The sequence below is a fragment of the Pseudomonas sp. LBUM1671 genome (assembly GCF_059695685.1).
In genome coordinates this window covers 3,125,574-3,147,817 of record NZ_CP166782.1, presented here as the reverse complement: position 1 = coordinate 3,147,817, position 22,244 = coordinate 3,125,574, and the positions used below count along the sequence as shown (strand labels likewise).

Annotated in this window: 20 protein-coding genes and 1 pseudogene; 15 read left to right on the top strand and 6 right to left on the bottom strand. The window is 58.8% G+C overall.

The window, feature by feature from the left end:
• The first annotated feature begins 128 nt into the window (after positions 1-128).
• The 6 genes from ACA060_RS14455 to ACA060_RS14430 all read left to right on the top strand — a co-directional run bounded on the left by ACA060_RS14455 (position 129) and on the right by ACA060_RS14430 (position 6,966).
• Complete coding sequence (locus tag ACA060_RS14455) at positions 129-1,403, top strand: ABC transporter substrate-binding protein (protein WP_497318119.1); 1,275 nt, start codon at positions 129-131, stop codon at positions 1,401-1,403.
• A 21-nt stretch (positions 1,404-1,424) separates the two neighbouring features.
• Complete coding sequence (locus ACA060_RS14450; RefSeq protein WP_109631298.1) at positions 1,425-2,387, top strand: carbohydrate ABC transporter permease; 963 nt, start codon at positions 1,425-1,427, stop codon at positions 2,385-2,387.
• Positions 2,384-3,226 carry a carbohydrate ABC transporter permease gene (locus ACA060_RS14445; protein WP_497318117.1) on the top strand — a complete coding sequence of 281 codons (843 nt, stop codon included), beginning with the start codon at positions 2,384-2,386 and terminating at the stop codon, positions 3,224-3,226. The genes ACA060_RS14450 and ACA060_RS14445 overlap by 4 nt, the downstream gene beginning before the upstream one ends.
• Positions 3,227-3,253: 27 nt before the next feature.
• Complete coding sequence (locus ACA060_RS14440; protein ID WP_497318115.1) at positions 3,254-4,399, top strand: ABC transporter ATP-binding protein; 1,146 nt, start codon at positions 3,254-3,256, stop codon at positions 4,397-4,399.
• Entirely contained in the window at positions 4,396-5,898 is a 1,503-nt protein-coding gene (locus ACA060_RS14435; RefSeq protein ID WP_497318113.1) for a glycoside hydrolase family 32 protein, read from the top strand. Before ACA060_RS14440 ends, ACA060_RS14435 begins: the two co-directional genes overlap by 4 nt.
• 75 nt (positions 5,899-5,973) lie before the next feature.
• Positions 5,974-6,966, top strand: coding sequence for a LacI family DNA-binding transcriptional regulator (locus ACA060_RS14430; RefSeq protein WP_109631287.1), 993 nt, complete (start codon positions 5,974-5,976; stop codon positions 6,964-6,966).
• Between the two features lie 212 nt (positions 6,967-7,178).
• Here ACA060_RS14430 and ACA060_RS14425 read toward each other — a convergent pair whose 3' ends face one another.
• On the bottom strand, positions 7,179-7,583 hold the full coding sequence (locus ACA060_RS14425) for an acyl-CoA thioesterase (protein WP_497318110.1): 405 nt from the start codon (positions 7,581-7,583) through the stop codon (positions 7,179-7,181).
• A 102-nt stretch (positions 7,584-7,685) separates the two neighbouring features.
• Between ACA060_RS14425 and ACA060_RS14420 the strand changes: the two are divergent.
• A pseudogene (locus ACA060_RS14420) lies at positions 7,686-7,814 on the top strand (LysR family transcriptional regulator); the annotation flags it as partial.
• Positions 7,815-7,945: 131 nt separating this feature from the next.
• On the opposite strand, the gene ACA060_RS14415 reads toward ACA060_RS14420, so the two are convergent.
• Both ACA060_RS14415 and ACA060_RS14410 read right to left on the bottom strand, forming a co-directional pair.
• On the bottom strand, positions 7,946-8,554 hold the full coding sequence (locus tag ACA060_RS14415) for a dTMP kinase (protein ID WP_109631282.1): 609 nt from the start codon (positions 8,552-8,554) through the stop codon (positions 7,946-7,948).
• 214 nt (positions 8,555-8,768) lie between these two features.
• The gene (locus ACA060_RS14410; RefSeq protein ID WP_497318108.1) at positions 8,769-9,671 is read right to left on the bottom strand and encodes a LysR family transcriptional regulator; all 903 of its coding nucleotides are present in this window, start codon (positions 9,669-9,671) and stop codon (positions 8,769-8,771) included.
• A 166-nt stretch (positions 9,672-9,837) separates the two neighbouring features.
• Between ACA060_RS14410 and ACA060_RS14405 the strand changes: the two genes are divergently transcribed.
• Both ACA060_RS14405 and ACA060_RS14400 read left to right on the top strand, forming a co-directional pair.
• Positions 9,838-10,035: a tautomerase family protein gene (locus tag ACA060_RS14405; RefSeq protein WP_497318106.1), complete on the top strand. Its 198-nt coding sequence runs from the start codon at positions 9,838-9,840 to the stop codon at positions 10,033-10,035.
• An 83-nt stretch (positions 10,036-10,118) separates the two neighbouring features.
• The gene (locus ACA060_RS14400) at positions 10,119-10,472 is read left to right on the top strand and encodes a putative quinol monooxygenase (RefSeq protein WP_497318104.1); all 354 of its coding nucleotides are present in this window, start codon (positions 10,119-10,121) and stop codon (positions 10,470-10,472) included.
• A gap of 64 nt (positions 10,473-10,536) precedes the next feature.
• Here ACA060_RS14400 and salA read toward each other — a convergent pair whose 3' ends face one another.
• Together salA and ACA060_RS14390 are read right to left on the bottom strand one after the other, a co-directional pair.
• On the bottom strand, positions 10,537-11,820 hold the full coding sequence (gene salA, locus ACA060_RS14395) for a salicylate 1-monooxygenase (RefSeq protein WP_497318102.1): 1,284 nt from the start codon (positions 11,818-11,820) through the stop codon (positions 10,537-10,539).
• Between the two features lie 176 nt (positions 11,821-11,996).
• Positions 11,997-13,337, bottom strand: coding sequence for an MFS transporter (locus tag ACA060_RS14390; protein ID WP_497318244.1), 1,341 nt, complete (start codon positions 13,335-13,337; stop codon positions 11,997-11,999).
• 336 nt (positions 13,338-13,673) lie between these two features.
• On the opposite strand from ACA060_RS14390, the gene ACA060_RS14385 reads away from it, so the two are divergent.
• Positions 13,674-14,576, top strand: coding sequence for a LysR family transcriptional regulator (locus ACA060_RS14385; protein WP_497318100.1), 903 nt, complete (start codon positions 13,674-13,676; stop codon positions 14,574-14,576).
• A 63-nt stretch (positions 14,577-14,639) separates the two neighbouring features.
• On the opposite strand, the gene ACA060_RS14380 is transcribed toward ACA060_RS14385, so the two are convergent.
• Complete coding sequence (locus ACA060_RS14380) at positions 14,640-15,413, bottom strand: PAS domain-containing protein (RefSeq protein ID WP_497318098.1); 774 nt, start codon at positions 15,411-15,413, stop codon at positions 14,640-14,642.
• 279 nt (positions 15,414-15,692) lie between these two features.
• Between ACA060_RS14380 and ACA060_RS14375 the strand changes: the two genes are divergently transcribed.
• The 5 genes from ACA060_RS14375 to ACA060_RS14355 all read left to right on the top strand — a co-directional run bounded on the left by ACA060_RS14375 (position 15,693) and on the right by ACA060_RS14355 (position 22,190).
• Positions 15,693-17,327, top strand: coding sequence for an APC family permease (locus tag ACA060_RS14375; protein WP_497318096.1), 1,635 nt, complete (start codon positions 15,693-15,695; stop codon positions 17,325-17,327).
• Between the two features lie 11 nt (positions 17,328-17,338).
• On the top strand, positions 17,339-18,265 hold the full coding sequence (locus tag ACA060_RS14370) for a 4-hydroxyproline epimerase (RefSeq protein ID WP_497318094.1): 927 nt from the start codon (positions 17,339-17,341) through the stop codon (positions 18,263-18,265).
• A gap of 58 nt (positions 18,266-18,323) precedes the next feature.
• A complete protein-coding gene (locus ACA060_RS14365) occupies positions 18,324-19,271 on the top strand; it encodes a dihydrodipicolinate synthase family protein (protein WP_497318092.1) in 948 nt (315 codons plus the stop codon).
• 62 nt (positions 19,272-19,333) lie between these two features.
• Positions 19,334-20,917, top strand: a complete 1,584-nt coding sequence (locus ACA060_RS14360) for an aldehyde dehydrogenase (NADP(+)) (protein ID WP_497318090.1) — start codon at positions 19,334-19,336, stop codon at positions 20,915-20,917.
• A complete protein-coding gene (locus ACA060_RS14355; protein ID WP_497318088.1) occupies positions 20,910-22,190 on the top strand; it encodes an NAD(P)/FAD-dependent oxidoreductase in 1,281 nt (426 codons plus the stop codon). Before ACA060_RS14360 ends, ACA060_RS14355 begins: the two co-directional genes overlap by 8 nt.
• The last annotated feature ends 54 nt before the right edge of the window (positions 22,191-22,244 follow it).

Genomic DNA, 22,244 nt, shown 5'->3' with positions numbered 1-22,244 from the left:
ACCGGCCATTTTTCGTGAGTTGCGAATTGTCGCAATCGACGAAAAAAAGGATGCCTCATCGCAAATACGCTGCTACATTTGGCGATGTTAACGTTAACTTTTCTAAAAACAAAAATAAAGAGGGCTTTATGAAACTGCTCAAATCTATCCTTCCAGCAGCACTGCTTACCCTCTGTGCCGGGCTTCCATCGCTCTCGAGCGCGGCCGATTTGACGATCTCGTGCGGTGCAGTGGGTGCGGAATTACAATTGTGCAAGGAAGCTGTCGAGGCCTGGTCGAAGCAGACCGGCAACAACGTTGAGGTGGTTTCCACGCCTAACTCGGCGACCGAGAGGTTGTCGTTCTACCAACAAATCCTCAGTGCGCAGTCCAGCGACATCGACATCATTCAGATCGATATGGTGTGGCCGGGGATGCTGGCCAAACACCTGATGGATCTGCGTGAGGTGCTGCCCGCCAACGCCACTCACGGTTACTTCCAGGCACAGGTGGATAACGCCACAGTGAATGGACGGCTGGTGACGATGCCGTGGTTCACCGACTCGGGCCTGCTGTATTACCGCAAGGACTTGCTTGAGAAGTACGCCAAGCAGGTTCCCCAGACCTGGGAGGAAATGACCGCTACCGCCAGGGATGTTCAACAGGCAGAGCGCACCGCCGGGAACCCCAATGCATGGGGTTACATCTTTCAGGGGCGCGCTTACGAGGGGCTGACGTGTAATGCGCTGGAGTGGATCAGCAGCCAACCGGAAGGCGGACTGGTCAACCCACGAGGCGATATCGTGGTCAACAGTCAGGCCTCAAGAACTGCTTTGGCCCTGGCGAAAAGTTGGGTAGGAGACATCTCCCCGCGTGGCGTACTCAACTACACCGAGGAAGAAGGGCGTGGCGTATTCCAGTCGGGAAATGCGTTGTTCATGCGGAACTGGCCTTATGTCTGGGCCCTGGTACAAAGCCAGGACAGTGCCGTAAAAGATAAAGTCGGCGTCGCTCCCCTGCCCCGCGGCGGCATGTCCGGCACCCATGCCTCCACCCTCGGTGGTTGGGGTCTGGCGGTATCGCGTTACAGCGCCCATCCAAAACTTGCCGCAGAACTGGTGACCTACCTGACCAGTGCCCAGCAGCAAAAACATCGAGCTTTAGTGGGCGGCTATAACCCGGTTATCGAGTCGCTTTATCAAGATCCCGAGCTGCTCGCGGCCATGCCTTATTACAGTCAACTCCTCAGCATTCTCAACCAAGGGGTCATGCGCCCCGCGTCAATAACCGCCGATCGCTATCCACGGGTCTCCAACGCGTTCTTCGATCGAGTGCATGGCGTGCTGGCGGGCGAGTTGCCTGTCGATCAGGCGCTGGCTGAACTGGAAAGCGAACTCACGCGCATCAAACGCCGGAACTGGTAAGCCACAAGGAAGGAAATCACCATGTCTGTCTCTACTATCCATGCCCCCTGTGACGAGCTGCTGCTCACCAGGGAAACGCCTGTACAGCGCCGCCGAGTACGCGCCGCCTGGCTGTTTCTGACACCCATGTTGCTGTGTCTGACCCTGGTGGCCGCCTGGCCGCTGCTGCGGACATTCTGGTTCAGTCTGACCGATGCCAACCTGGCGGACACCGGTGGCGGAACCTTCATAGGTTTGAGCAATTATCTGTTCCACAACGGCTCCAACTGGTCGGGCATCCTGGTTGATCCTCAATGGTGGAACGCTGTGCGCAACACCTTGCATTTCACCGTGGTGTCGGTAGGACTGGAAGTCGTCCTGGGGCTACTGGTGGCGTTGCTGTTGAACATCAAGTTCACCGGCCGCTCCTTGGTGCGTGCGTTGATTCTGATTCCTTGGGCGATTCCTACCATTGTCTCGGCGAAGATCTGGTCATGGATGCTCAACGACCAGTTCGGCATCATCAATCACATGATGCTGAGCGTCGGTCTGATTGATGCCCCCTTGGCCTGGACAGCAGATGCGGATCTGTCGATGTGGGCAGTCATCATCGTTGACGTCTGGAAGACCGTACCTTTTGTCACGCTACTGATGCTGGCCGCCTTGCAGATGTTGCCGAGCGATTGTTACGAAGCCGCCAGGGTCGATGGCATTCATCCATTGAAAGTGTTCTGGCGCGTCACGCTTCCGCTGTTGATGCCTGCATTGTTGGTGGCGGCGATCTTCCGCATCCTCGATTCCCTGCGGGTATTCGACGTCATCTATGTGCTGACCTCGAATTCTTCGAGCACCATGAGCATGTCGGTCTATGCCCGCCAACACTTGGTGGAGTTCCAGGATGTTGGCTATGGCAGTGCGGCCTCGACTCTGCTGTTTCTGGTCGTTGCGGCAATCGCCATGCTTTATCTCTACCTCGGACGCCGTCAAATGGAGGTTCGGTCATGAGCCTGCGCCTACTCAAAAAGGCGCTGTTGCGCCTCGGATTCTGGTGTCTGATCGGGGTTTTGCTGCTGTATGCGGTCTTCCCTTTCTACTACGCCATCGTGACTTCGCTGAAGCCATCCAGTGCCCTGTTCCAGGTGAGCTACTGGATCGAAAGCCCCGACTTCTCCAATTACGCGGCGGTACTCCACCAAGCCTCATTCCTGCGGGCTATCGGTAACTCGCTAATAGTTGCGCTTAGCGTTGTGACGCTGGCGTTGTTCCTCAGTGTCACCGCAGCCTATGCCTTGGGAAGGGTGAAATTCCGTGGACGTGGCACGGTCTTGATGATGGTTCTAGGCGTGTCGATGTTTCCCCAGGTCGCGGTGCTGTCGGGGCTGTTCGAAGTGATTCGCGCCCTGGGCCTGTACAACACGTCTTGGGCATTGATCCTGAGCTACACGATTTTCACCCTGCCCTTCACCGTCTGGGTGCTGACCACGTTCATGGGCCAACTGCCCCATGAGCTGGAAGAAGCAGCAATCATGGACGGAGCGTCCCCCTGGGTCACGCTGACCCGCGTGCTGTTGCCACTGCTCTGGCCCGCACTGGTCACTACTGGCTTATTGGCCTTCATCGCAGCGTGGAACGAGTTCCTGTTTGCCCTGACCTTCACCCTCACCGACACACAACGCACGGTGCCGGTCGCCATCGCCTTGATTTCCGGCGGCAGCCCTCATGAGTTGCCTTGGGGGTTGTTGATGGCCGCCTCGGTGGTGGTCACCGTCCCACTAGTGATTCTGGTGCTGATCTTCCAGCGCCGAATCGTTTCCGGTCTCACTGCCGGCGCGTTAAAGGGTTGATGCCCAACAAATACAAGGAACAGCATCGTGATCAAATTGAAACTGGACAACGTGAACAAACAATTGGGCGGCATGCGCATTCTTCGCAACGTCAGCCTGGAAATCGCGGCGGGTGAATTCGTGGTGTTCGTCGGCCCTTCGGGCTGCGGAAAATCGACCCTGCTACGACTGATCGCTGGACTGGATTCGATCTGCGGCGGCGACCTGCTGATCGACGGGCGTCGGGTCAACGACCTGGAGCCGCGCGAGCGTGGCGTCGGCATGGTGTTTCAGTCTTATGCGCTGTACCCGCACATGAGCGTCTACGACAACATCAGCTTTGGTCTCAAACTGGCCAAGACTGAAAAGACCAGCCTGCGCGAGCGCGTGCTGAAAACTGCGCAAATCCTGCAACTGGACAAACTGCTGCAACGCAAACCAAAAGAACTCTCTGGAGGACAGCGTCAGCGTGTGGCAATGGGCAGAGCCATGGCCCGGGAGCCGGACATTTTGTTGTTCGATGAGCCGCTCTCCAATCTGGATGCATCGTTGCGGGTGCAGATGCGCAACGAAATCGCCCGGCTGCATGATCGACTGGGCTCGACCATGATCTACGTCACCCACGATCAAGTGGAAGCGATGACCCTGGCCGACAAAATTGTTGTGCTCAATGGCGGTCACGTAGAGCAGGTCGGCTCACCGCGCGATCTCTATGAGCGCCCGGCGAGCCGCTTTGTGGCCGGTTTTCTCGGTTCACCCAAAATGAACTTTATGGCGGCGCGCCTGCATGCCCCGGGCGAAACAAGCGAGGTCGACACCCCCGTTTTGGGAATGACCACCCTGCCCTTCGACAGCTCGAACCTGGCGGCGGGGACGTTGTTGAGCCTGGGGATTCGCCCGGAGCACATTTCGCTCAAAAAGGCTGATGGAGCCGTCGGCATCGTCGTGATCGGGGTCGAATACCTGGGCAGCGAAACGTATGTGCACCTCGAAACGGGGCAGGACGAGTCAATGATCTGTCGTTGCGAGGTCAACGCCGGATGGCAGGTGGGCGATCGGGTCGAACTGCAGCTGGACATCGACAACCTGCACCTGTTCGACGACGACGGCACGGCCCTGGAGCGCCACCCACAAGCCATGGAAAACCAGCCGAATGATGTCTCTCTGCGCTCAGTCCGAGCACGGGCCCTATGACCTTGTCTTCGAATCACATGAGCGATCCAATGCCTTCTACCCTTGACCTTGCGCAGCGTGCGCTGAGTGACGGCCTGTCTCGCGTCATCGAGGACTATCGCCCCGGTTATCATATCGCCCCCCCGGCAGGCTGGATGAACGACCCTAACGGGGTCGTGTTCTTTCGTGGCGAATATCACGTTTTCTATCAACATTACCCCTTCGAAGCGAAATGGGGGCCGATGTATTGGGGGCACGCCAAGAGTGCCGATCTGGTTCATTGGCAGCACCTGCCCATTGCGCTGGCACCCGACGATGAATTCGACCGTGACGGCTGCTTTTCCGGTAGTGCGGTGGTGTGCGGAGATACCCTGGCGCTGATCTACACGGGGCACACCTGGCTGGGGGAAGTGGGTGACGAGCGCTTCATCCGTCAGGTCCAGTGCCTGGCCACCAGCATCGACGGCGTCCGGTTCGTCAAGCATGGCGCCGTCATCGAGACCGCACCGCAAGACACGATCATGCACTTTCGTGACCCCAAGGTATGGAAGGAGGATGGCTATTGGTACCTCATTGCCGGCGCACGTCTGGGCGACAGGCCGGTGCTCCCGCTGTACCGCTCCACGGATCTGCACGTCTGGGAGTTCCTCGACTATGTGGCCGGTGGCAGCGAGGGCGATGGCTATATGTGGGAGTGCCCGGATCTGTTCCGACTGAACGGAAGCGATGTGCTGCTGTACTCCCCCCAAGGCATGTCATCCCAAGGTTACGAACGGCTCAACAAGTACCAGACGGGTTATCGCGTGGGTCGACTCGACAGCGACTGGCACTTCATGGGTGGGCCTTTTATCGAACTGGATAACGGCCACGATTTTTATGCAGCGCAAACGCTACTGGCCGCCGATGGTCGGCGCCTCGTGTGGGCGTGGCTCGACATGTGGGACAGCCCGATGCCGAGCCAGGCCCATCACTGGTGCGGCATGCTCGGATTGCCACGCGAACTTGAACTGTGCGCAGATCGCCTGTGCGTGTTTCCCGCACGGGAGCTCACCGCTCTGCGCAAGACGCTATTGCCGAGCACGCCGTGGTGGGAGGCGTCGGGCACCCAGTGGGTGCCAGGAGTGAACGGCGATATGCTCGAAATCCATGTGAACCTGGATTTACTCGGCTGTACCGACGGCCACCTGGGAATCGCGTTGCGCTGCAGCGACGATGGCGATGAACAAACCCTGCTCTACTACGATGCGGCGCTGCAGCGCCTGGTGCTGGACCGCAACCGCTCGGGTGCGCAAGTCACCGGTCAGCGCAGCGTGGCGATAGACCCGACACAAGCGTTACTGGCATTGCGTGTGTTCCTCGATCGCTCGTCCATTGAGGTGTTCGACGAAAACGGGCGCTTCAGCCTCAGCAGTCGCATCTATCCACAACGCGATAGTCTGGGTGTAAAGCTTCTCGCAAGCGGGACCGGCGGGCGTGTCTCGATTCCCAGGGCATGGCCTCTTGCCTCGGGATGGCTATGAGCAGCCTCATTCGAGTCGCGAGAAGCGCGGGCCATGTGTCATGATCCTGCGTCAACCTGACCGGTTTCGCCACGCATGACTTCAGTGAAAGACGTTGCACAGCTGGCCGGCGTGTCCCTGATGACGGTTTCTCGAGCGCTCAACAATCCGGAAAAACTGAGCCCCGAAACCCTTCAGCGGGTACGTCTCGCCATTGATGAACTGCAATTCGTACCGAGCCTGTCGGCGCGCAAGATGCGCGGCGACAACCTCCAGTCGCGCACCATCGGTGTGTTCGCTCTGGACACTGCGACCACACCGTTCGCGGTCGAGTTGCTGCTGTCCATCGAACAGACTGCGCAACAAGCCGGCTGGAATGTCTTTATCCTCAACCTGCTAAGCAACCCGCCCACCGACCAGAATATCGACCTGATGCTATCGCACCGTCCCGACGGGTTGATCTTCAGCGCTATGGGGTTTCGCCACGTGAGCATTCCCGAGCGCTTGAAGAGCAAACCCCTGGTACTCGCCAATTGCCTGGCAGATGACAGTCGCCTGGTCAGTTATGTGCCAGACGACGAAACGGGGCAGTATCGAGCGGTACATCATGCGTTGAGCCAGGGCTATCGGCGCCCTCTTTGTATCAATCTGCCAAAACAGAGTCTGGCCTGGGGGCTCCGACAAAAAGGCATGCAGCGTGCCTGCCAGGCATTCGGACTAGCGCCTGACGCGCTCCTGCAATACGACCTTTCCGATCATGACGCCTATGGTGAAACCGCCGCCATCCTCGACCGGCACATCATTGATGGTCGCCCCCAATTCGATATTCTGATCTGTGGCAACGACCGCATTGCGTTTTGTGCCTATCAGCTGTTGTTGGGCCGTGGCCTGAAAATTCCCAGCGATGTCGCCGTGCTCGGCTACGACAACATGATCGGCATTGCCGAGCTGTTCATCCCGCCGCTGACCACGGTGCAACTGCCGTACTACGAGATCGGTCGCAAGGCTGCCCGGCACTTGATCGAGACCCTTGAAGAATCGGGAGCCCAGCCAGTTGATTGCCCATTGGTGGTCAGGGCATCACTATAAGAAACAGTCAGGTAATAGCACACCCGCTTGCTTTCGATTGGCCATTAGCCTGTCACGCACTAGAAGTGTTCCGCCGCCACCAGGACGCAGGCAGCGCTTCGATGGCCGGCTGATATTTTCTGCCCGGACGAAAACCGTATGCCTGCATGCGGTGGGGCTTAGTGCCTCTGTCGCCGGGACACTGCTGCTGGACTTATCCACCATTGACGCTTTTATGAAAGAAGCGCTCTCAACTGGGCTGGCACGGCTACAACTTCTTTGGTTTTTGGCGAGACACATACATGTGTGATATTCGCGACGAAGGACAGTGTTCCATTATCTAAAAAACCCTCAACCAAAAAAGTGAAAGAGTGAGCACCCAACGTGGCCACGCCGACTTTAATATTTAATTGATCATCCCATGTCACAGGCGCCAGCAACTCAAATGACATGGCGCGTACTGGCGGCAATATATCAAACCCCATCAAAGTTCTAAGCCCGGGCACTCCCAGCCACTTATCAAGCGCTACATAAATAGCTTCTACAGCAAAATATGAAAATCGCGGAGTGTAAACCACTCCCGCAGGATCACAGTCTCCAAACAAAATGGTTCTGCTGACAAAAACCGCATTAGGCATTGATGTATCTCCCCGTCGCTATTATATGCCCGAGTGAAACAGAGCATTGATGCTTTATTAATTTCTGCAATTCGAAAACGATGCTCACCGTGCCGGTGCGGTTTGGTAAAAGTCCTAAAGGACTGGTGCCCTTTGTTCTCGGGTTATCACCTGTACTACCCAAGCCGTCGCTTGCCAACACCCGTCTTTTCGCTTGTTCTGAATGCTCTATGCTGCGAGGCTTTCAATTAGCGTGGCGCATGGGATGGAGTGTTGCTTTGGATCGACCACCCCAAAATCCCCCTTCGATCCCGCTAACGATCTAAATCTATAACGCTCTCAACCGCATCAAGGCCAGCGCAGCGAACTTCGCCTAAAGGGCATCAAAGAACTTTATAGATCTCCGAAATCACCTGCATCGTTGCGTCTTCAATCGTTCCTTCATTACGGCATAAAACCCAGCCGTTATCTGCAATCGCTCGCTCGAACGCCTGGGTACAAGCGACATGTTCTTCCAGCTTATGCATCACCGTACTGCTCAGCCCACGCGATCGTGCCGCAGCCCTCGCCCATGAAATTTCAGGGACGGTGACAACCCCGACATGCAGGTCTGGCACTCGCACGTTTCGATCAATGTTCAACTGCAGGATCTGCGCAAACGGAATTATCCGGCGGAACGCGGCATCAGACGGGTACCAGCGATCGATCAAGATGATGCTGCCGGGTGGCTGTTTAGCCAGCACGTGCCGGGAAATCCAGGTACGGCTATCCGCAAGGCGCTCACAAACCTCGAACTCCAAATCCCGGGTGGGATTTCTGACGAGCTTGTTAACGAGGGCCATTGTTTCACCCCTAAAGGGATCGCTTTTACTCTCGGAAAGTCGGATCACCTTTTTGTTGTCCGCCCTCAGTACTTTCGTAACGGCCTCCAACAGTGTGGTTTTGCCGGTTCCCTTGGGCCCATCTAGAGAAACAAACAGCGGAGGATTCATTCTTCAAACAACGATTGATACACGGTTTTTTTTGCCCGGTTCGCTCGCTGGAACCGCTTGGCGCGGCTACGCGTATCGAATGGAGGGCCCTTATGAACAGACATTGATGAACACTCTAACGTGGTTTCTGGCTAACGGGTCTCAAAATCCAAGGTCACAACCGCTCATGAAGTTAAAGGATTAGTCTGGACGAAAAGCCCGACGTCAGACTGCATCACTGCCAGTGCGCACATAGCTTGACCAGCTCATCGACCACATACCTCACCTTCGGCCGCAGATGGGACACCTTTGGCCAGACGGCATGCACATCGACAGCTTCCGGTTCATACACGTGCAGAACCTCCACCAGCCTGCCCGCTTCGATATCGTCCTGGAACAGGCTGCGTGGCATCTGGCACAAACCTGTGCCGGCGACTGCGGCGAGAATCATGGCTTCGCCGTCGCCAATCTGATGGGCTGAGGGTGGCGCATAACGGGCGGTCTGCCCTGCTTGCATGACCCGCCACGCCAATGGTTGACCGCGTCGGTGCCCGACAATGCAACGGTGATGGCTCAGATCTTCCAGTGTTTGCGGAACGCCAAACCGCGTCAGGTAGTCGGGGGCGGCACAAATGGCCCAGCGTTGTCGGGTCAGCCGCCGCGCCACCAGACCGCTGGTGTCTTGCAGTTCTCCGAAACGCACCAACAAGTCGATGCCCTCTTCGAAGGGATCAACCAAGTGATCGGAAAACGTCAGGCTCAGTTGCAAGGCCGGGTACTTGTTGGCGATCTCAAACAGCAATGGGGCCACGACCCGACGCCCGAATGCCACGGGAATATCGACTCGCAGGCGTCCGGAGGGCTCACCACCATCGGGCCCCAAACCGCTCTCTGCGGCACCCATTTCTTCAAGGGCGTTGGAGCACGCCACGAAATAGGCCTCACCATCCGCAGTCAGGGAAATGCGACGAGTCGTGCGATGAAACAACTGTGTGCCCAGGCGTTCTTCCAGGCGCGCAATGGCTTTGCCGACGGCGGATTTGGACACTTCGAGGCGTTCGGCAGCCTGGGTGAAGCTGGTCGAGCGCGCTGCCACGACAAATGTGATGACGCCTTGAAACGAGTCGATAGGGACCATGCCAGCTCAATAATTATAGAGTTTTAATCTACCCAGATTATAGTTTCAGGTCGTTTATCACCAGCATGCTCAACAGTAAGATGGGCTCCAGAAAAGTAACGGTGCAGATCGTGATCGCACGTCGCGCACCTCTCTCCCGATCATCAATGCCCAGAAGGACACCATCATGCCCGTCGTACGTGTGAGCTGGTTCGAAGGTAAAGAACACGCACAAAAAGCCGCTGTTGCCGCAGACATCACCGAAAGCATCGTTAAACACACCGGTACAGATGCCAATTTCATCTACGTCATTTTCGAGGACGTTGCGGCTTCGGATTGGGCTGGCGCTGGCAAACTGTTCGGGGACGCGCCCGAGAAATCCTGACCCATCAGCACCGAATGCATCGGCTTGGCCAGCGATGCATACTCAACTGGCTTTTTAGGAAGCCTGCGACGCAAGGGCTACTCATGCACCCACCTATCTCCTGCCTGTTTTCCCTCGCTGTAAAACCTGAAGTGTTTCCAGAGTTCAAGGCGCTGATCTCGAACATCGTGGCAGCCACCCGCGCCGAGCCCGGCACACTGGTTTACGAATACAGCGTCAACGACGACAACAGCACCGTCCACATCCTTGAACGCTATAACGCCGATGCCGTCGTCAGTCACGTAGACACCACCTTCGCCCCCTTCGGCAAGCGCTTCCTCGAGCTGTGCACCGTTACCAGCCTGATGGTCTACGGCACACCGGACGCAGAAATCCGTAAACGCCTTGATCCGTTCGGGGCGGTGTACATGACCCCTTTCGACGGTTTCAGCCGCTGAGTTCAATGAAGGCGCAAGCAAGAGAGCCGCTGAAGGCTCTCTCTGTGCTTGTCAGTTCAAGTCCTCAAGCAACTGCTCGCCAGCCCAATTGGGCACGAGCCTCTTGAAGATCGGACTGCATATCGTGATTCCACAGCCAGTCGAAACGCTCTGCGAGGGTTTTGCCCAGCAGTTGTTCGTCATCGGCGACGGCTGGATCACGCAGTTCATAAAGCTCCCCGGCTTCCCAGGAAGTACGTTGCACACGGCAGGCGCGCGGACGACGGATGGCGTCGTAAGCCGCGAGCACCGCTTGAGGCTGGCTGTCCAGAACCTGCGGGTCGGTCAACAATCGGGCCAGAAGCCAGGCGTCTTCGAGGCCCTGACCTGCACCAGCGCCCTGGTGCGGCAACATGGCGTGCGCCGCATCGCCGATCAGACCCACGCGGCCGTGCACGTAGCCTGGCAACTCGTCGAGTTCATGCAGCGCCCAAAGGGTGGGTGACGGAATGCATTCGAGCAGCACCCGTGCAGCATCTCCCCAATGATTGAAGGCGGAGAGCATTTCTTCCTGGCTAGCATTGCGCACCCACGGAGAATCGCTCGGCCAGGTTGGATCAGGGCGACTGCGATCGGAAATAAAGGCTACGACGTTGATCAGCCGACCTTGCTTGACCGGGAATGTGAGGATGTGTGCGTCGAGCCCCAAGTACATCTGCGGAACGTCAACCAAGTGCTCATCGACACCCCGAGCCCGGTAAGCGGCGCGCAGCTGCTGGCTGTCGATCATCCCACGGTAGGCGCAAGTCCCACTGAAACGCGGAGCCACGAGGGGTTGGCCAAGACCGCTGAGAACATGATCACGAATTGAAGACTTGATACCGTCCGCGGCGATCAACAGATCGCAGCGATGCTCAGTGCCATCGGTGAAAAGGACGCGAGCCTGCTCGGCGCCCTGCTCCACGCTAACGGCGCGCTTGCCGAATTGGGCGATTCCTTCGGGTAACTGACTGGCCAGGGCATCGAGAAAGTCTGCACGGTGTACCGAAGACTGCCCTACCCCTTCGGCCAGGCTGGCGCCCAGATAACCGGCATCTTCACCACGGCGCCATTCGAACCAGATGTCCTGCCACGGATCCTGCGTCTGGTCGGCAATCTTGCGGTAGGGTTCGGCAATCCCCAGACCCGCGATGGCACGAACGGCATTGGCGCCGAAGGAGACACCTGCTCCGACCTCGCCAAAGGCTGCAGCCGCTTCGAACAACTGCACGTTCAGGTGGGAATGACGGCACAGGTCCAGGGCCAGAGCCACGCCGGCAATACCGCCGCCAACAATACCGATTTGCAGTTTGGATTGAGAAGTACGCATAGCAAGTTACCCATGAGGCTGATTGTTATTGGAGTCACCAAATCATCACCATCCGAGCGCTATTGATAAATACCGTAACTCCCATACATGCCATTACGAGTGTGAATATTACTGCACGGGATGAGCAGTCATTGGCCAGAAGAGCTCGTCCTTGAGCTCGCTTTTTTCTGCAATCGTTACTGCGGCACCGGTTGCTTGGATGATGCGGCTTGACGACCTGGAGAGTTCTGAATCAGAAACACCAGAACAGCGATGGCCCCTATCAGACCGGGCACTGCGAAGATAAGAAAGCTCGCCTGCAGCGGCAATGAAGAAGCGTGCAGTGCGCCCCCTAACAAAGGCCCGATGATGGCGCCGGTGCGACCGACGCCCATCGCCCAACCAAGTCCTGTAGACCGTATGTGCGCGGGGTAATACTGCACCGTGCAGGCGTTGGCCAGGATCTGCGTGCCAATGGTGCACGCCCCTGCGATAGCGATGAGCAGATAAAGCACCGGCAGCGGCGCCTTGAGCGCCAAAAGGCTCAGGGCTAACGCGCCGCAGCTAAAAAACGCGAACAAGACCTTGGCGATTCCAATCCGGTCACCCAGCCATCCTCCGGCCACCGCGCCAATAATTGCGCCGACGTTGAGCGCTACCAGAAACGCCAGGCTGGAGTTCAACCCATAGCCTGCTGCACTCATGAGTTTTGGCAGCCAGGAGCTCAATGCATAAACCATCAGCAAACAACAGAAAAACGCCAACCACAGCATGAAGGTGTTCAACTTGCGCCCGTCCTGGAACAGCTGTGCAATCGACACGGTCGTGCCTTTGGCGACCATCTGGTTCAACTGGTCATTGGCGCTTGGTTCATAAGACAGCGCGGCTTGTGCCAACAGGTTTTGCGCCTTGACGGTCTGCCCGGTGCGCAACAGGAAATCCATCGACTCAGGCAACTGTCGTATCAGCAATGGCAACGCCAACAGAGGAATCAGCGCCACATAAAACACCGCTTGCCATCCCCACTGCGGGATCAGCACCATGCCCAGGCCCGCCGATAGCATTCCGCCTAACGAGTAGCCACTGAACATGATCGCGACCAACGTACTGCGGGATTTCTTTGGCGCGTACTCGTTCATCAACGCGACAACGTTGGGCATTACACCCCCGATCCCAAGACCGGCGATGAATCGGCACAAGGCAAACGCTTCGGGGCTGCGTGCCAGGCCATTGATCGCTGTGACGGCGCTGAAGATGGCGACACACATCATGATGGTTTTGCGTCGGCCTATACGATCCGACAGTGAACCGAAAAACAGCGCACCCAGCATCATGCCCACCAGCGCACAGCTACCTAACGCACCCGCCTGTAACGAACTGAGGCCCCACTCGGCCATCAGTGAGGGCAATACGACCCCATAGATGACCAAATCGTAGCCGTCGAAAATGATGATAAGCGCGCACCAGAACAGCACGCGCGCATGGAAAGCATTGAAACGTGCCCCGTCAATCAGGGCTGAGACATCAATCGTACGCATGGCATCGCTCTTCTTGTCATTGTTATAGAGCCGGAGGATCGGATGCCTCCGGAAATTGCGCGGTGCCCAATGGTGTTTCGTAGAGCGTTCAGCACTGGACATGGATTCAATCATGGGCAAACCATCACCCCTGATAAATGCAGCCAGGCGAATACGCATTATTTCGAACGTGAATAAAGATCGAAGGGTAGTAAAAGCCCCATCGATCTCACGATGGACGCGGCGGTCTGGCACTTGTTAGGCTTTGGCTCTTGGGCGGCAATTTCAGCGCGGTGCAGACCCAACGGCGGGCAAAGACTTATAGCCCTTATGAGCGCGTAATCTGCACGAGGCGTTATGGAATTACGTGAGCTGGATCTCAATCTACTTCTGGTGTTTAACCAACTGCTGATTGACCGCCGGGTATCAACGGCGGCGGATAGCCTTGAGTTGACCCAGCCCGCTGTCAGCAACGCGTTAAAACGGCTGCGTGTCACGTTGAACGACGAGCTGTTCGTTCGCACTTATCAAGGAATGGAGCCCACGCCCTATGCCCGGCAGTTGGCTGAGCCGGTTGCACTGGCCATCCAGACGTTGCGTGAAGCGCTGAGCCGACAGGACACGTTCGATCCGCTCAACTGCAGTCGTCGATTTACGATGGCAATGACCGACATTGGTGAAATTTACTTCATGCCGCGACTGATGGACGCTCTGGCTGAACGCGCTCCGGGTTGCTCGATCAGTACGCTACGCAACACCTCCGACACCTTGGCCGAAGGTTTGCAGAACGGCGCGATCGACCTCGCCGTTGGATTACTGCCGCACCTGCAAGCCGGCTTTTTTCAGCAGCGCCTGTTTCACCATCGTTACGTCTGCATTTGCCGCAAGGACCACCCGGCTACCAGGGAGCCGCTAACGCTTGAGCGTTTTTGCAGTTATGACCACGTTCGCGTCGTAGCGGCGAACACAGGTCACGGCGAAGTCGATACGTTTCTGGCGCGGGCCGGCATCGAGCGCAACATACGCCTGGAGGTTCCCCATTTCGTCGCAGTCGGTCACATCCTTCAACGCACCGACTTAATGGCAACAGTGCCTGAACGGTTCGCCAGCAGTTGCGAACAACCCTTTGGGCTCGTGGTTCTACCGACGCCAGTGGAACTGCCTAACATCGAAATAAATTTGTTCTGGCATGCACGCTATAACAAGGACCCGGCCAATCGTTGGCTTCGCCAGCTGATGTTCGAGCTGTTTTCTGATTAGGTGGCAAAGGTCGCCTCTCTCCACCGGCATGGGGCGAAGGCCCTGACTCTTGCTTGGCTCTTCTCAATACCCCGTCGCCTGCCGATACTGCCGAGGCGTAAATCCAGTCAATGCCTTGAACTGCCGAGTGAACGCACTGTGGTCGGTATAGCCGCACTGCAGTGCCACGTCGGTAATCGGAATCTCGGTGTGTAGCAAACGGTGTGCGTGTTCCAGGCGAACCTTTTGAATCATCTGTCGCGGCGTCAGGTGGAACACGCGTTTGCAATACCTTTCCAGTTGCGCCACTGAAATGCCGGCGATGCGTGTGAGTTCGCCCAAGGTGATGCGGCGATTGAAGTGCGCGCGAATGTGTTCATCCACGGCGGCCAGGCGCTGATAAGCCGGATGTGTGTCACTGGCCGATTGCAGGTCGACCGAAATTCCTGCCAGGCCAATGATTTCGCCTTGGCGGTTATACAGCGGGCGTTTATGCGTCAGGCACCAACCGGGCTCTCGACTGCCGTACAAGTGCAATTCCAGTTGGTCTTCCAGGACAAAGCCTTGTTCCAGTACACGACGGTCCTGTTCGGTGTAGCCCGGCCCCAATTGTTCTGGAAAAACTTCGGCGCTGGTTTTCCCCAGCAGCGGTTGCAACTGTTTCAGCCCACAGCGCTGCACCAGCGTGCTGTTGGCCATGACATAGCGCGCCTTGATGTCTTTGATAAAGATCGCGGCATTGGGGATCACATCCAGCATCGGCAACAGAAGTGCCACGCCCGCCAGTAATGCTTCGAGGGTATCGGGACGATTCTGGTCGTTTCCCTGGCACAGGATCGCCAATGCGTTCTGCGTCATCAATCTTGATCTCCCACTGAAAAAACACGCTTGCGCCCTCTTCGCTCAGCACGTTGTCCAGTGCCTTTCAGCGGCGTTATTGAGGCGCGCGCAGGCAGATTGCCCCAAGGCTTACCCCGTGTCGAGCTGATAGGAACATAGCCGGATCAGCCATCCGCATTGTGCTGATTTCGTCATTCGCATCCATGCAAAACATCAATCGCCAGCGTCCTGACGCGTTCACTCTATCGCCATTGCATGCACACCTGCCTATCCAATAACTCACAAGAAGGCGACGCTATGTCAGGCAAAGGCAAGTTCAAAAAACAACTTTCGTTGATGGACCTAACGTTTATCGGCTTGGGCGCCATTTTCGGTTCCGGCTGGTTGTTTGCAGCCAGTCACGTCTCTGCGATTGCGGGGCCGGCCGGTATATTTTCCTGGCTCTTGGGCGGCTTTGCCGTCCTGCTGCTGGGCATTGTTTATTGCGAATTGGGGGCGGCGCTGCCGCGTGCCGGGGGCGTGGTTCGTTATCCGGTCTATTCCCATGGTCCGTTGCTCGGCTACCTGATGGGCTTTATCACACTGATCGCTTTCACCAGCCTGGTGGCGATCGAAGTGGTCGCCTCTCGCCAGTACGCCGCTGCCTGGTTTCCAGAGCTGACCAAGACCGGTTCGAGCGATCCGACAATCATCGGCTGGCTCGTGCAATTCGGCTTGCTCTGCCTGTTTTTCCTGCTCAACTACCGGAGTGTGAAGACCTTCGCCATGGCCAATAACCTGGTCAGTGTGTTCAAGTTCATCGTCCCGCTGCTGGTCATCGGTGTGCTGTTCACCTTCTTCAAACCGGAGAACTTCCAGGCTCAGGGCTTCGCGCCATTCGGCCTGTCGGGCATCGAGATGGCGGTGTCCGCCGGCGGTGTGATCTTCGCTTACCTGGGACTGACACCGATCATCTCGGTGGCCAGCGAAGTGAAGAATCCGCAACGGACCATTCCGATCGCACTGATCCTGTCCGTGCTGCTGTCCACCTTGATCTATGTGCTATTGCAGGTCGCTTTCCTCGGCGGCGTACCCACCGAGATGCTGGCCAACGGCTGGGCCGGGGTGGCCAAGGAACTGGCCCTTCCTTATCGCGACATCGCCCTGGCGCTGGGCGTGGGCTGGTTGGCCTACCTCGTGGTCGCCGACGCGGTGATCTCCCCCAGCGGTTGCGGCAACATCTACATGAACGCGACACCGCGAGTGATCTACGGCTGGGCGCGAACCGGCACCTTCTTCAAGGTCTTCACCCGCATCGACGAAAAGTCCGGCATTCCACGCCCGGCGCTGTGGCTGACCTTTGCCCTGTCTGTGTTCTGGACCCTGCCCTTTCCTTCATGGGAAGCCCTGATCAATGTGGTATCCGCAGCGCTGGTGTTGAGCTATGCCGTCGCGCCGGTATCTGTTGCCGCGCTGCGTCGCAATGCGCCGGATATGCCGCGCCCGTTCAGGGTCAAGTGGATGAGCGTCCTCGGTCCATTGTCATTCGTCATCGCGGCGCTGATCGTCTACTGGTCGGGCTGGAGCACCGTGTCATGGCTGCTGGGCCTGCAGATTCTGATGTTCGTCGTGTACCTGATGTGTGGTCGTTTTGTGCCGACCCAGCATCTGAGCCTGACCCAACAAGTACGCTCGTCCGCATGGCTGATCGGCTTCTACGCCGTGACCATCGTGCTCTCCAAACTCGGCAGCTTCGGTGGCCTGGGCGTCCTCAGCCATCCCTTCGACACTCTGGTCGTGGCGGTCTGCGCACTGGGCATCTATTGCTGGGGCGCGGCGACTGGCGTTCCGGCGCATCTGGTCCGTCTGGAATCCGAGGACGATGAAAGCGAAGCCGATTTGACTCGCGCCGACACCACAACGTCCCAGCGCCCTGCCCCTGCTCACTTCTAAAGGATAGGTTTATGAAACGGGTTCATGTCATTGACTCCCACACCGGCGGCGAACCGACTCGCCTGGTGATGAGCGGCTTTCCCCAGCTGCCCGGCCAGACCATGGTCGAGAAACGCGATGCCCTGCGCGATCAGCATGACCACTGGCGCCGAGCCTGCCTGTTGGAGCCCCGTGGCAACGATGTGCTGGTCGGCGCGCTGTATTGCGAGCCGGTCTCGCCGGATGCGACTTGCGGCGTGATCTTCTTCAACAATGCCGGTTATCTCGGCATGTGCGGTCACGGCACCATCGGCCTGGTCAACTCGTTGCACTACCTGGGGCACATCGCCCCCGGCGTGCACAAGATCGACACCCCCGTCGGCCCGGTCAGCGCCACCCTGCATGACGACGGCACCGTGACCCTGCGCAACGTGCCCGCCTACCGTTACCGTCAACAGGTGTCGGTGGAAGTCCCCGGACACGGCTGCGTTTATGGCGATATCGCCTGGGGCGGTAACTGGTTTTTCCTGGTCTCCGACCACCGGCAGGTGCTGCAACTCGACAACGTCGAAGCCCTCACCGAATACACCTGGGCGATGCTCAAAGCCCTTGAAGCCCAGGGCATTCACGGCGAAGACGGCGCCCTCATCGACCATGTCGAATTATTCGCCGACGACGACCAGGCCGACAGCCGCAACTTCGTCATGTGCCCGGGCAAGGCTTACGACCGCTCGCCCTGCGGCACTGGCACCAGCGCCAAACTGGCGTGCCTGGCGGCCGATGGAAAACTGGCCGCCGGTGAGCCTTGGGTACAAGCGAGCATCACTGCCAGCCAATTCGTCGGCAGCTATGAATGGGAAGGCGAACGTGTGCGCCCGTTCATTACCGGCCAGGCCTTCATGACCGCCGACAGCACGCTGCTGATCGACGAACAGGATCCCTTCGCGTGGGGCATTTGAGCGACCACGCGGCACTTCCCTCAATCCATTTGAATGAACGCTTCAAGGAGTTACAACAATGAGCGATAGCATCTTCACTGGCTGCATTCCTGCCCTGATGACCCCCTGCACGGCCGAGCGCAAACCCGACTTCGACGCGCTGGTGGCCAAAGGTCGCGAACTGATTGATATCGGCATGAGTGCGGTCGTGTATTGCGGTTCCATGGGTGACTGGCCCCTGCTTACCGAAGGCGAGCGTCAGGAAGGCGTGGCCCGCCTGGTTGCCGCCGGCGTTCCGACGATTGTCGGTACTGGCGCGGTCAATAGCCGGGAAGCGATTTCCCACGCCGCCCATGCGGCCAAAGTCGGCGCCCATGGCCTGATGGTGATCCCGCGCGTTCTGTCCCGGGGCGCCTCTCCGGCCGCGCAAAAAGCTCACTTCTCCGCCATCCTGAAGGCGGCCCCGAATCTGCCGTCGGTGATCTACAACAGCCCTTACTATGGCTTCGCCACCCGCGCGGATCTGTTCTTCGAACTGCGTCGCGAAAACCCGAACCTGATCGGCTTCAAAGAGTTCGGTGGTGCCGCCGACCTGCGCTACGCCGCCGAGAACATCACGTCCAAGGACGATGACGTCACCCTGATGGTCGGTGTCGATACTCAAGTGGTACACGGTTTCGTCAACTGCAATGCCACCGGCGCCATCACCGGGATCGGCAACGCGCTGCCCCGCGAAGTGCTGCAATTGGTCGCCCTGAGCAAGCAGGCAGCCAAAGGCGACGCCAAGGCTCGTCGCCTGGCGAGGGAGCTGGAATCGGCGCTGGCCGTCCTGTCGTCCTTTGATGAAGGCTGCGACCTGGTGCTCTATTACAAGCACTTGATGGTGCTCAATGGCGACAAGGAATACACGCTGCATTTCAACGAGACCGATGCGCTCAGCGATGCCCAGCGTCATTACGCCGAGAACCAGTACACGTTGTTCCGCCAGTGGTACAAAAACTGGTCGGCAGAACAGAACGTCGCCTGATCTCACCTGAACGCGCCCGCTGTGAAACCACAGCGGGCCACCCTCTTTTCCAGGAAAGCGCCATGACTCTGACAGGCCAGATGCTGATTGGTCAGCACGCCATTACCGGCACTCGCGAAGCGATCCGGGCGATCAATCCCGCCACCGACAAACCGCTCGAACCGGCCTATCCCGGTGGTACCCACGAGCATGTCGAACAAGCCTGCGCTCTGGCGAGTTCAGCCTTCGACAGCTATCGCGAAACATCACTGGCAGCACGCGCGCAGTTCCTCGAAGCGATTGCCGATGAGATCGAAGCCCTGGGCGATGAGCTGATCGAGCGGGCTGTCGCCGAGACAGGCCTGCCGCGCCCACGTATCCAGGGTGAGCGTGGCCGCACCTGCCAGCAACTGCGCACCTTTGCCCGTACAGTGCGGGCCGGCGAATGGCTGGATGTGCGGGTCGATACAGCGCTGCCTGAACGCCAACCCCTGCCGCGCCCGGACCTGCGTCAGCGGCAGGTGCCGCTGGGGCCGGTGGCCGTGTTCGGCGCGAGCAATTTTCCGCTGGCGTTCTCGGTCGCTGGCGGTGACACCGCGTCGGCATTGGCCGCCGGTTGTCCGGTGATCGTCAAAGCCCATGGCGCGCACCCCGGCACCAGCGAACTGGTGGGCCGAGCGGTGGCCCGTGCCGTGGCGAAATGTGAACTGCACGAAGGTGTGTTTTCGCTGCTGTTCGGTTCTGGCCGCGAAGTGGGTATCGCTCTGGTCACGGACCCGCGTATCAAGGCTGTAGGTTTCACCGGTTCGCGCAGTGGCGGCATCGCGTTGTGCCAGGCGGCCCAGGCACGTCCCGAACCCATTCCGGTGTACGCGGAAATGAGCTCGATAAACCCGGTGTTGCTGTTCCCGACTGCCCTGGAATCCCGCGCCGAAGCGTTGGCCCAAGGGTTTGTCGCCTCCCTGACCCAAGGCGCTGGACAGTTCTGCACCAACCCCGGCCTGGTGATTTCCCGTCAAGGTCCGGCCCTTGATCGTTTCATCAACGCGGCGGCGGACCTCGTCCGGCGCAGCCCCGCGCAGACCATGCTCACGCCCGGGATCTTCAATGCTTATGAGGCAGGCGTCGGTTCGATGCTTCAACGTGTCGAGGCGTCCGCCAACGGCCTTGAGGGTGAAACGCCGAACCAGTGCCAGGCCCATCTGTTCGTCACTCAGGCACAGGATTTCCTTGCCGACACGATGTTGCAGGCAGAAATGTTCGGTGCCGCATCGCTGATCGTGCAATGTGCCGACGACCACCAAATCCGCCAGGTCATCGAACACCTTGAAGGTCAGCTGACCGCCACCCTGCACCTGGATGACGCCGATCTGCCAAGCGCCCAAGCGTTATTGCCTGCACTGGAACGCAAGGCCGGTCGCCTGCTGGTCAACGGCTGGCCAACCGGTGTCGAGGTGTGCGACGCCATGGTCCACGGCGGTCCCTTCCCGGCCACCTCCGACTCGCGCACGACCTCGGTCGGTACGGCGGCCATCCTGCGGTTCCTGCGGCCGGTCTGTTATCAGGATTTCCCGGATGCCTTGCTGCCTGCGGCGCTCAAGCACAGCAATCCATTGCAGTTGCGTCGCCTGCTCGATGGCCAGAGGGAAACCCCTGAAAATGTCTGACTCCCCCGCTGCAAACAACCCGCACGACAATGCGGATGTCGCCGTGGTTGGTGCCGGCATCATCGGCGTCGCCTGCGCCCTGCGGCTGGCACGCCAGGGGCTGCGAGTGGTGGTCATCGACCAGCAGGACCCCGGCCGGGGCGCCTCGTTCGGCAATGCCGGGCATCTGGCGACCGAACAGGTGTTTCCAATCGCCGACCTGTCCATCCTCAAGCGCCTGCCCGGCATGCTCATGGACCCGATGGGCCCGCTGCGCCTGGACTGGAAATACCTGCCGCGCGCCCTGCCCTGGTTCATGCGCCTGTTGCTGAATCTGCGCCCGGCTCCCTTCCAGCGGACCGTGACCGGTATCCGTGCGCTCAATGAAAACAGCCTTGGCGCCTGGCACCGCCTGCTGGGGGACATTGCTCGCCCCGACCTGCTGCGTGAGGACGGCTCGTTGTTGGTGTTCGAGCGCGCCGATTCGCGTCAGGCGATCGAAGCGCTAGAGGCACGGATGCGTCATCAACAGGTGCCGGTCGACTTTTGGGACGCCAACGCCGTTCGCGAGGCAGCGCCACAACTCAGCGAGGGGATTCAGGGCGGGCTGTTCTTTCCGCGCACCGGGCATTTTCTCGACCCCTACCGGGTGGTCTGCGAATTGGTCCAAGCAGCCAAAGCCGGCGGCGTGCATTTCTTCAAGCAGCAGGTTCTGGGCGCAAACCTGCAGGAGAACGGCGTCTCTCTCATCACCGACCAGGGCCGTTTGACCGCCCGCCAGACCCTGATCGCTTGCGGTGCGCACTCCGCGAAGCTGACGGCAGCGCTGACCGGCAAAAAGGTACCGCTGGATACCGAGCGCGGCTATCACCTGATGTTGCCCCATGAACACGGGCGGTTGCCGTTCGCCGTCACCTCGCTGGAGCGCAAGTTCATCATGACCCCGATGGCCGATGGACTGCGATTGGCCGGCACCGTCGAGTTCGCCGGCCTTGACCGGCCTGCGGTGATGGAACGCGCCTGGCAGTTGCACCGGTTGAGTGACGGCCTGTTCAAGCGCGATTTGAACGCCGAGGCTGCCACGCCGTGGATGGGCTTTCGCCCCTCCTTGCCGGACTCCCTGCCGATCATCGACCGGGTGTGCGACGGCAAGGTGCTGCTCGCCTTCGGTCACCAGCACCTGGGCCTGACGCAGGCCGCGGTCACTGCCGAACTCATCGCGCAACTGGCTTCGCCGGCGACCGCTGCCGATGGGTTACCAGCCATTGATCCGTACCGTCTGGATCGATTCTGAGACACACCCGCCGCCGGGCGGGTGTGGCAAGTTTTGAGCACTGACTTACACTGC

Bases quoted from the DNA above. Each gene is read 5' to 3' on its own strand.
- ACA060_RS14410 (WP_497318108.1), bottom strand. From the start codon at position 9,671: ATGGTCCCTATCGACTCGTTTCAAGGCGTCATCACATTTGTCGTGGCA.
- ACA060_RS14355 (WP_497318088.1), top strand. From the start codon at position 20,910: ATGTCTGACTCCCCCGCTGCAAACAACCCGCACGACAATGCGGATGTC.
- ACA060_RS14385 (WP_497318100.1), top strand. From the start codon at position 13,674: ATGGAATTACGTGAGCTGGATCTCAATCTACTTCTGGTGTTTAACCAA.
- ACA060_RS14390 (WP_497318244.1), bottom strand. From the start codon at position 13,337: ATGCGTACGATTGATGTCTCAGCCCTGATTGACGGGGCACGTTTCAAT.
- ACA060_RS14400 (WP_497318104.1), top strand. From the start codon at position 10,119: ATGCACCCACCTATCTCCTGCCTGTTTTCCCTCGCTGTAAAACCTGAA.
- ACA060_RS14415 (WP_109631282.1), bottom strand. From the start codon at position 8,554: ATGAATCCTCCGCTGTTTGTTTCTCTAGATGGGCCCAAGGGAACCGGC.
- ACA060_RS14405 (WP_497318106.1), top strand. From the start codon at position 9,838: ATGCCCGTCGTACGTGTGAGCTGGTTCGAAGGTAAAGAACACGCACAA.
- ACA060_RS14450 (WP_109631298.1), top strand. From the start codon at position 1,425: ATGTCTGTCTCTACTATCCATGCCCCCTGTGACGAGCTGCTGCTCACC.
- ACA060_RS14435 (WP_497318113.1), top strand. From the start codon at position 4,396: ATGACCTTGTCTTCGAATCACATGAGCGATCCAATGCCTTCTACCCTT.
- ACA060_RS14360 (WP_497318090.1), top strand. From the start codon at position 19,334: ATGACTCTGACAGGCCAGATGCTGATTGGTCAGCACGCCATTACCGGC.
- ACA060_RS14370 (WP_497318094.1), top strand. From the start codon at position 17,339: ATGAAACGGGTTCATGTCATTGACTCCCACACCGGCGGCGAACCGACT.
- salA (WP_497318102.1), bottom strand. From the start codon at position 11,820: ATGCGTACTTCTCAATCCAAACTGCAAATCGGTATTGTTGGCGGCGGT.
- ACA060_RS14380 (WP_497318098.1), bottom strand. From the start codon at position 15,413: ATGACGCAGAACGCATTGGCGATCCTGTGCCAGGGAAACGACCAGAAT.
- ACA060_RS14445 (WP_497318117.1), top strand. From the start codon at position 2,384: ATGAGCCTGCGCCTACTCAAAAAGGCGCTGTTGCGCCTCGGATTCTGG.
- ACA060_RS14430 (WP_109631287.1), top strand. From the start codon at position 5,974: ATGACTTCAGTGAAAGACGTTGCACAGCTGGCCGGCGTGTCCCTGATG.
- ACA060_RS14455 (WP_497318119.1), top strand. From the start codon at position 129: ATGAAACTGCTCAAATCTATCCTTCCAGCAGCACTGCTTACCCTCTGT.
- ACA060_RS14365 (WP_497318092.1), top strand. From the start codon at position 18,324: ATGAGCGATAGCATCTTCACTGGCTGCATTCCTGCCCTGATGACCCCC.
- ACA060_RS14375 (WP_497318096.1), top strand. From the start codon at position 15,693: ATGTCAGGCAAAGGCAAGTTCAAAAAACAACTTTCGTTGATGGACCTA.
- ACA060_RS14425 (WP_497318110.1), bottom strand. From the start codon at position 7,583: ATGCCTAATGCGGTTTTTGTCAGCAGAACCATTTTGTTTGGAGACTGT.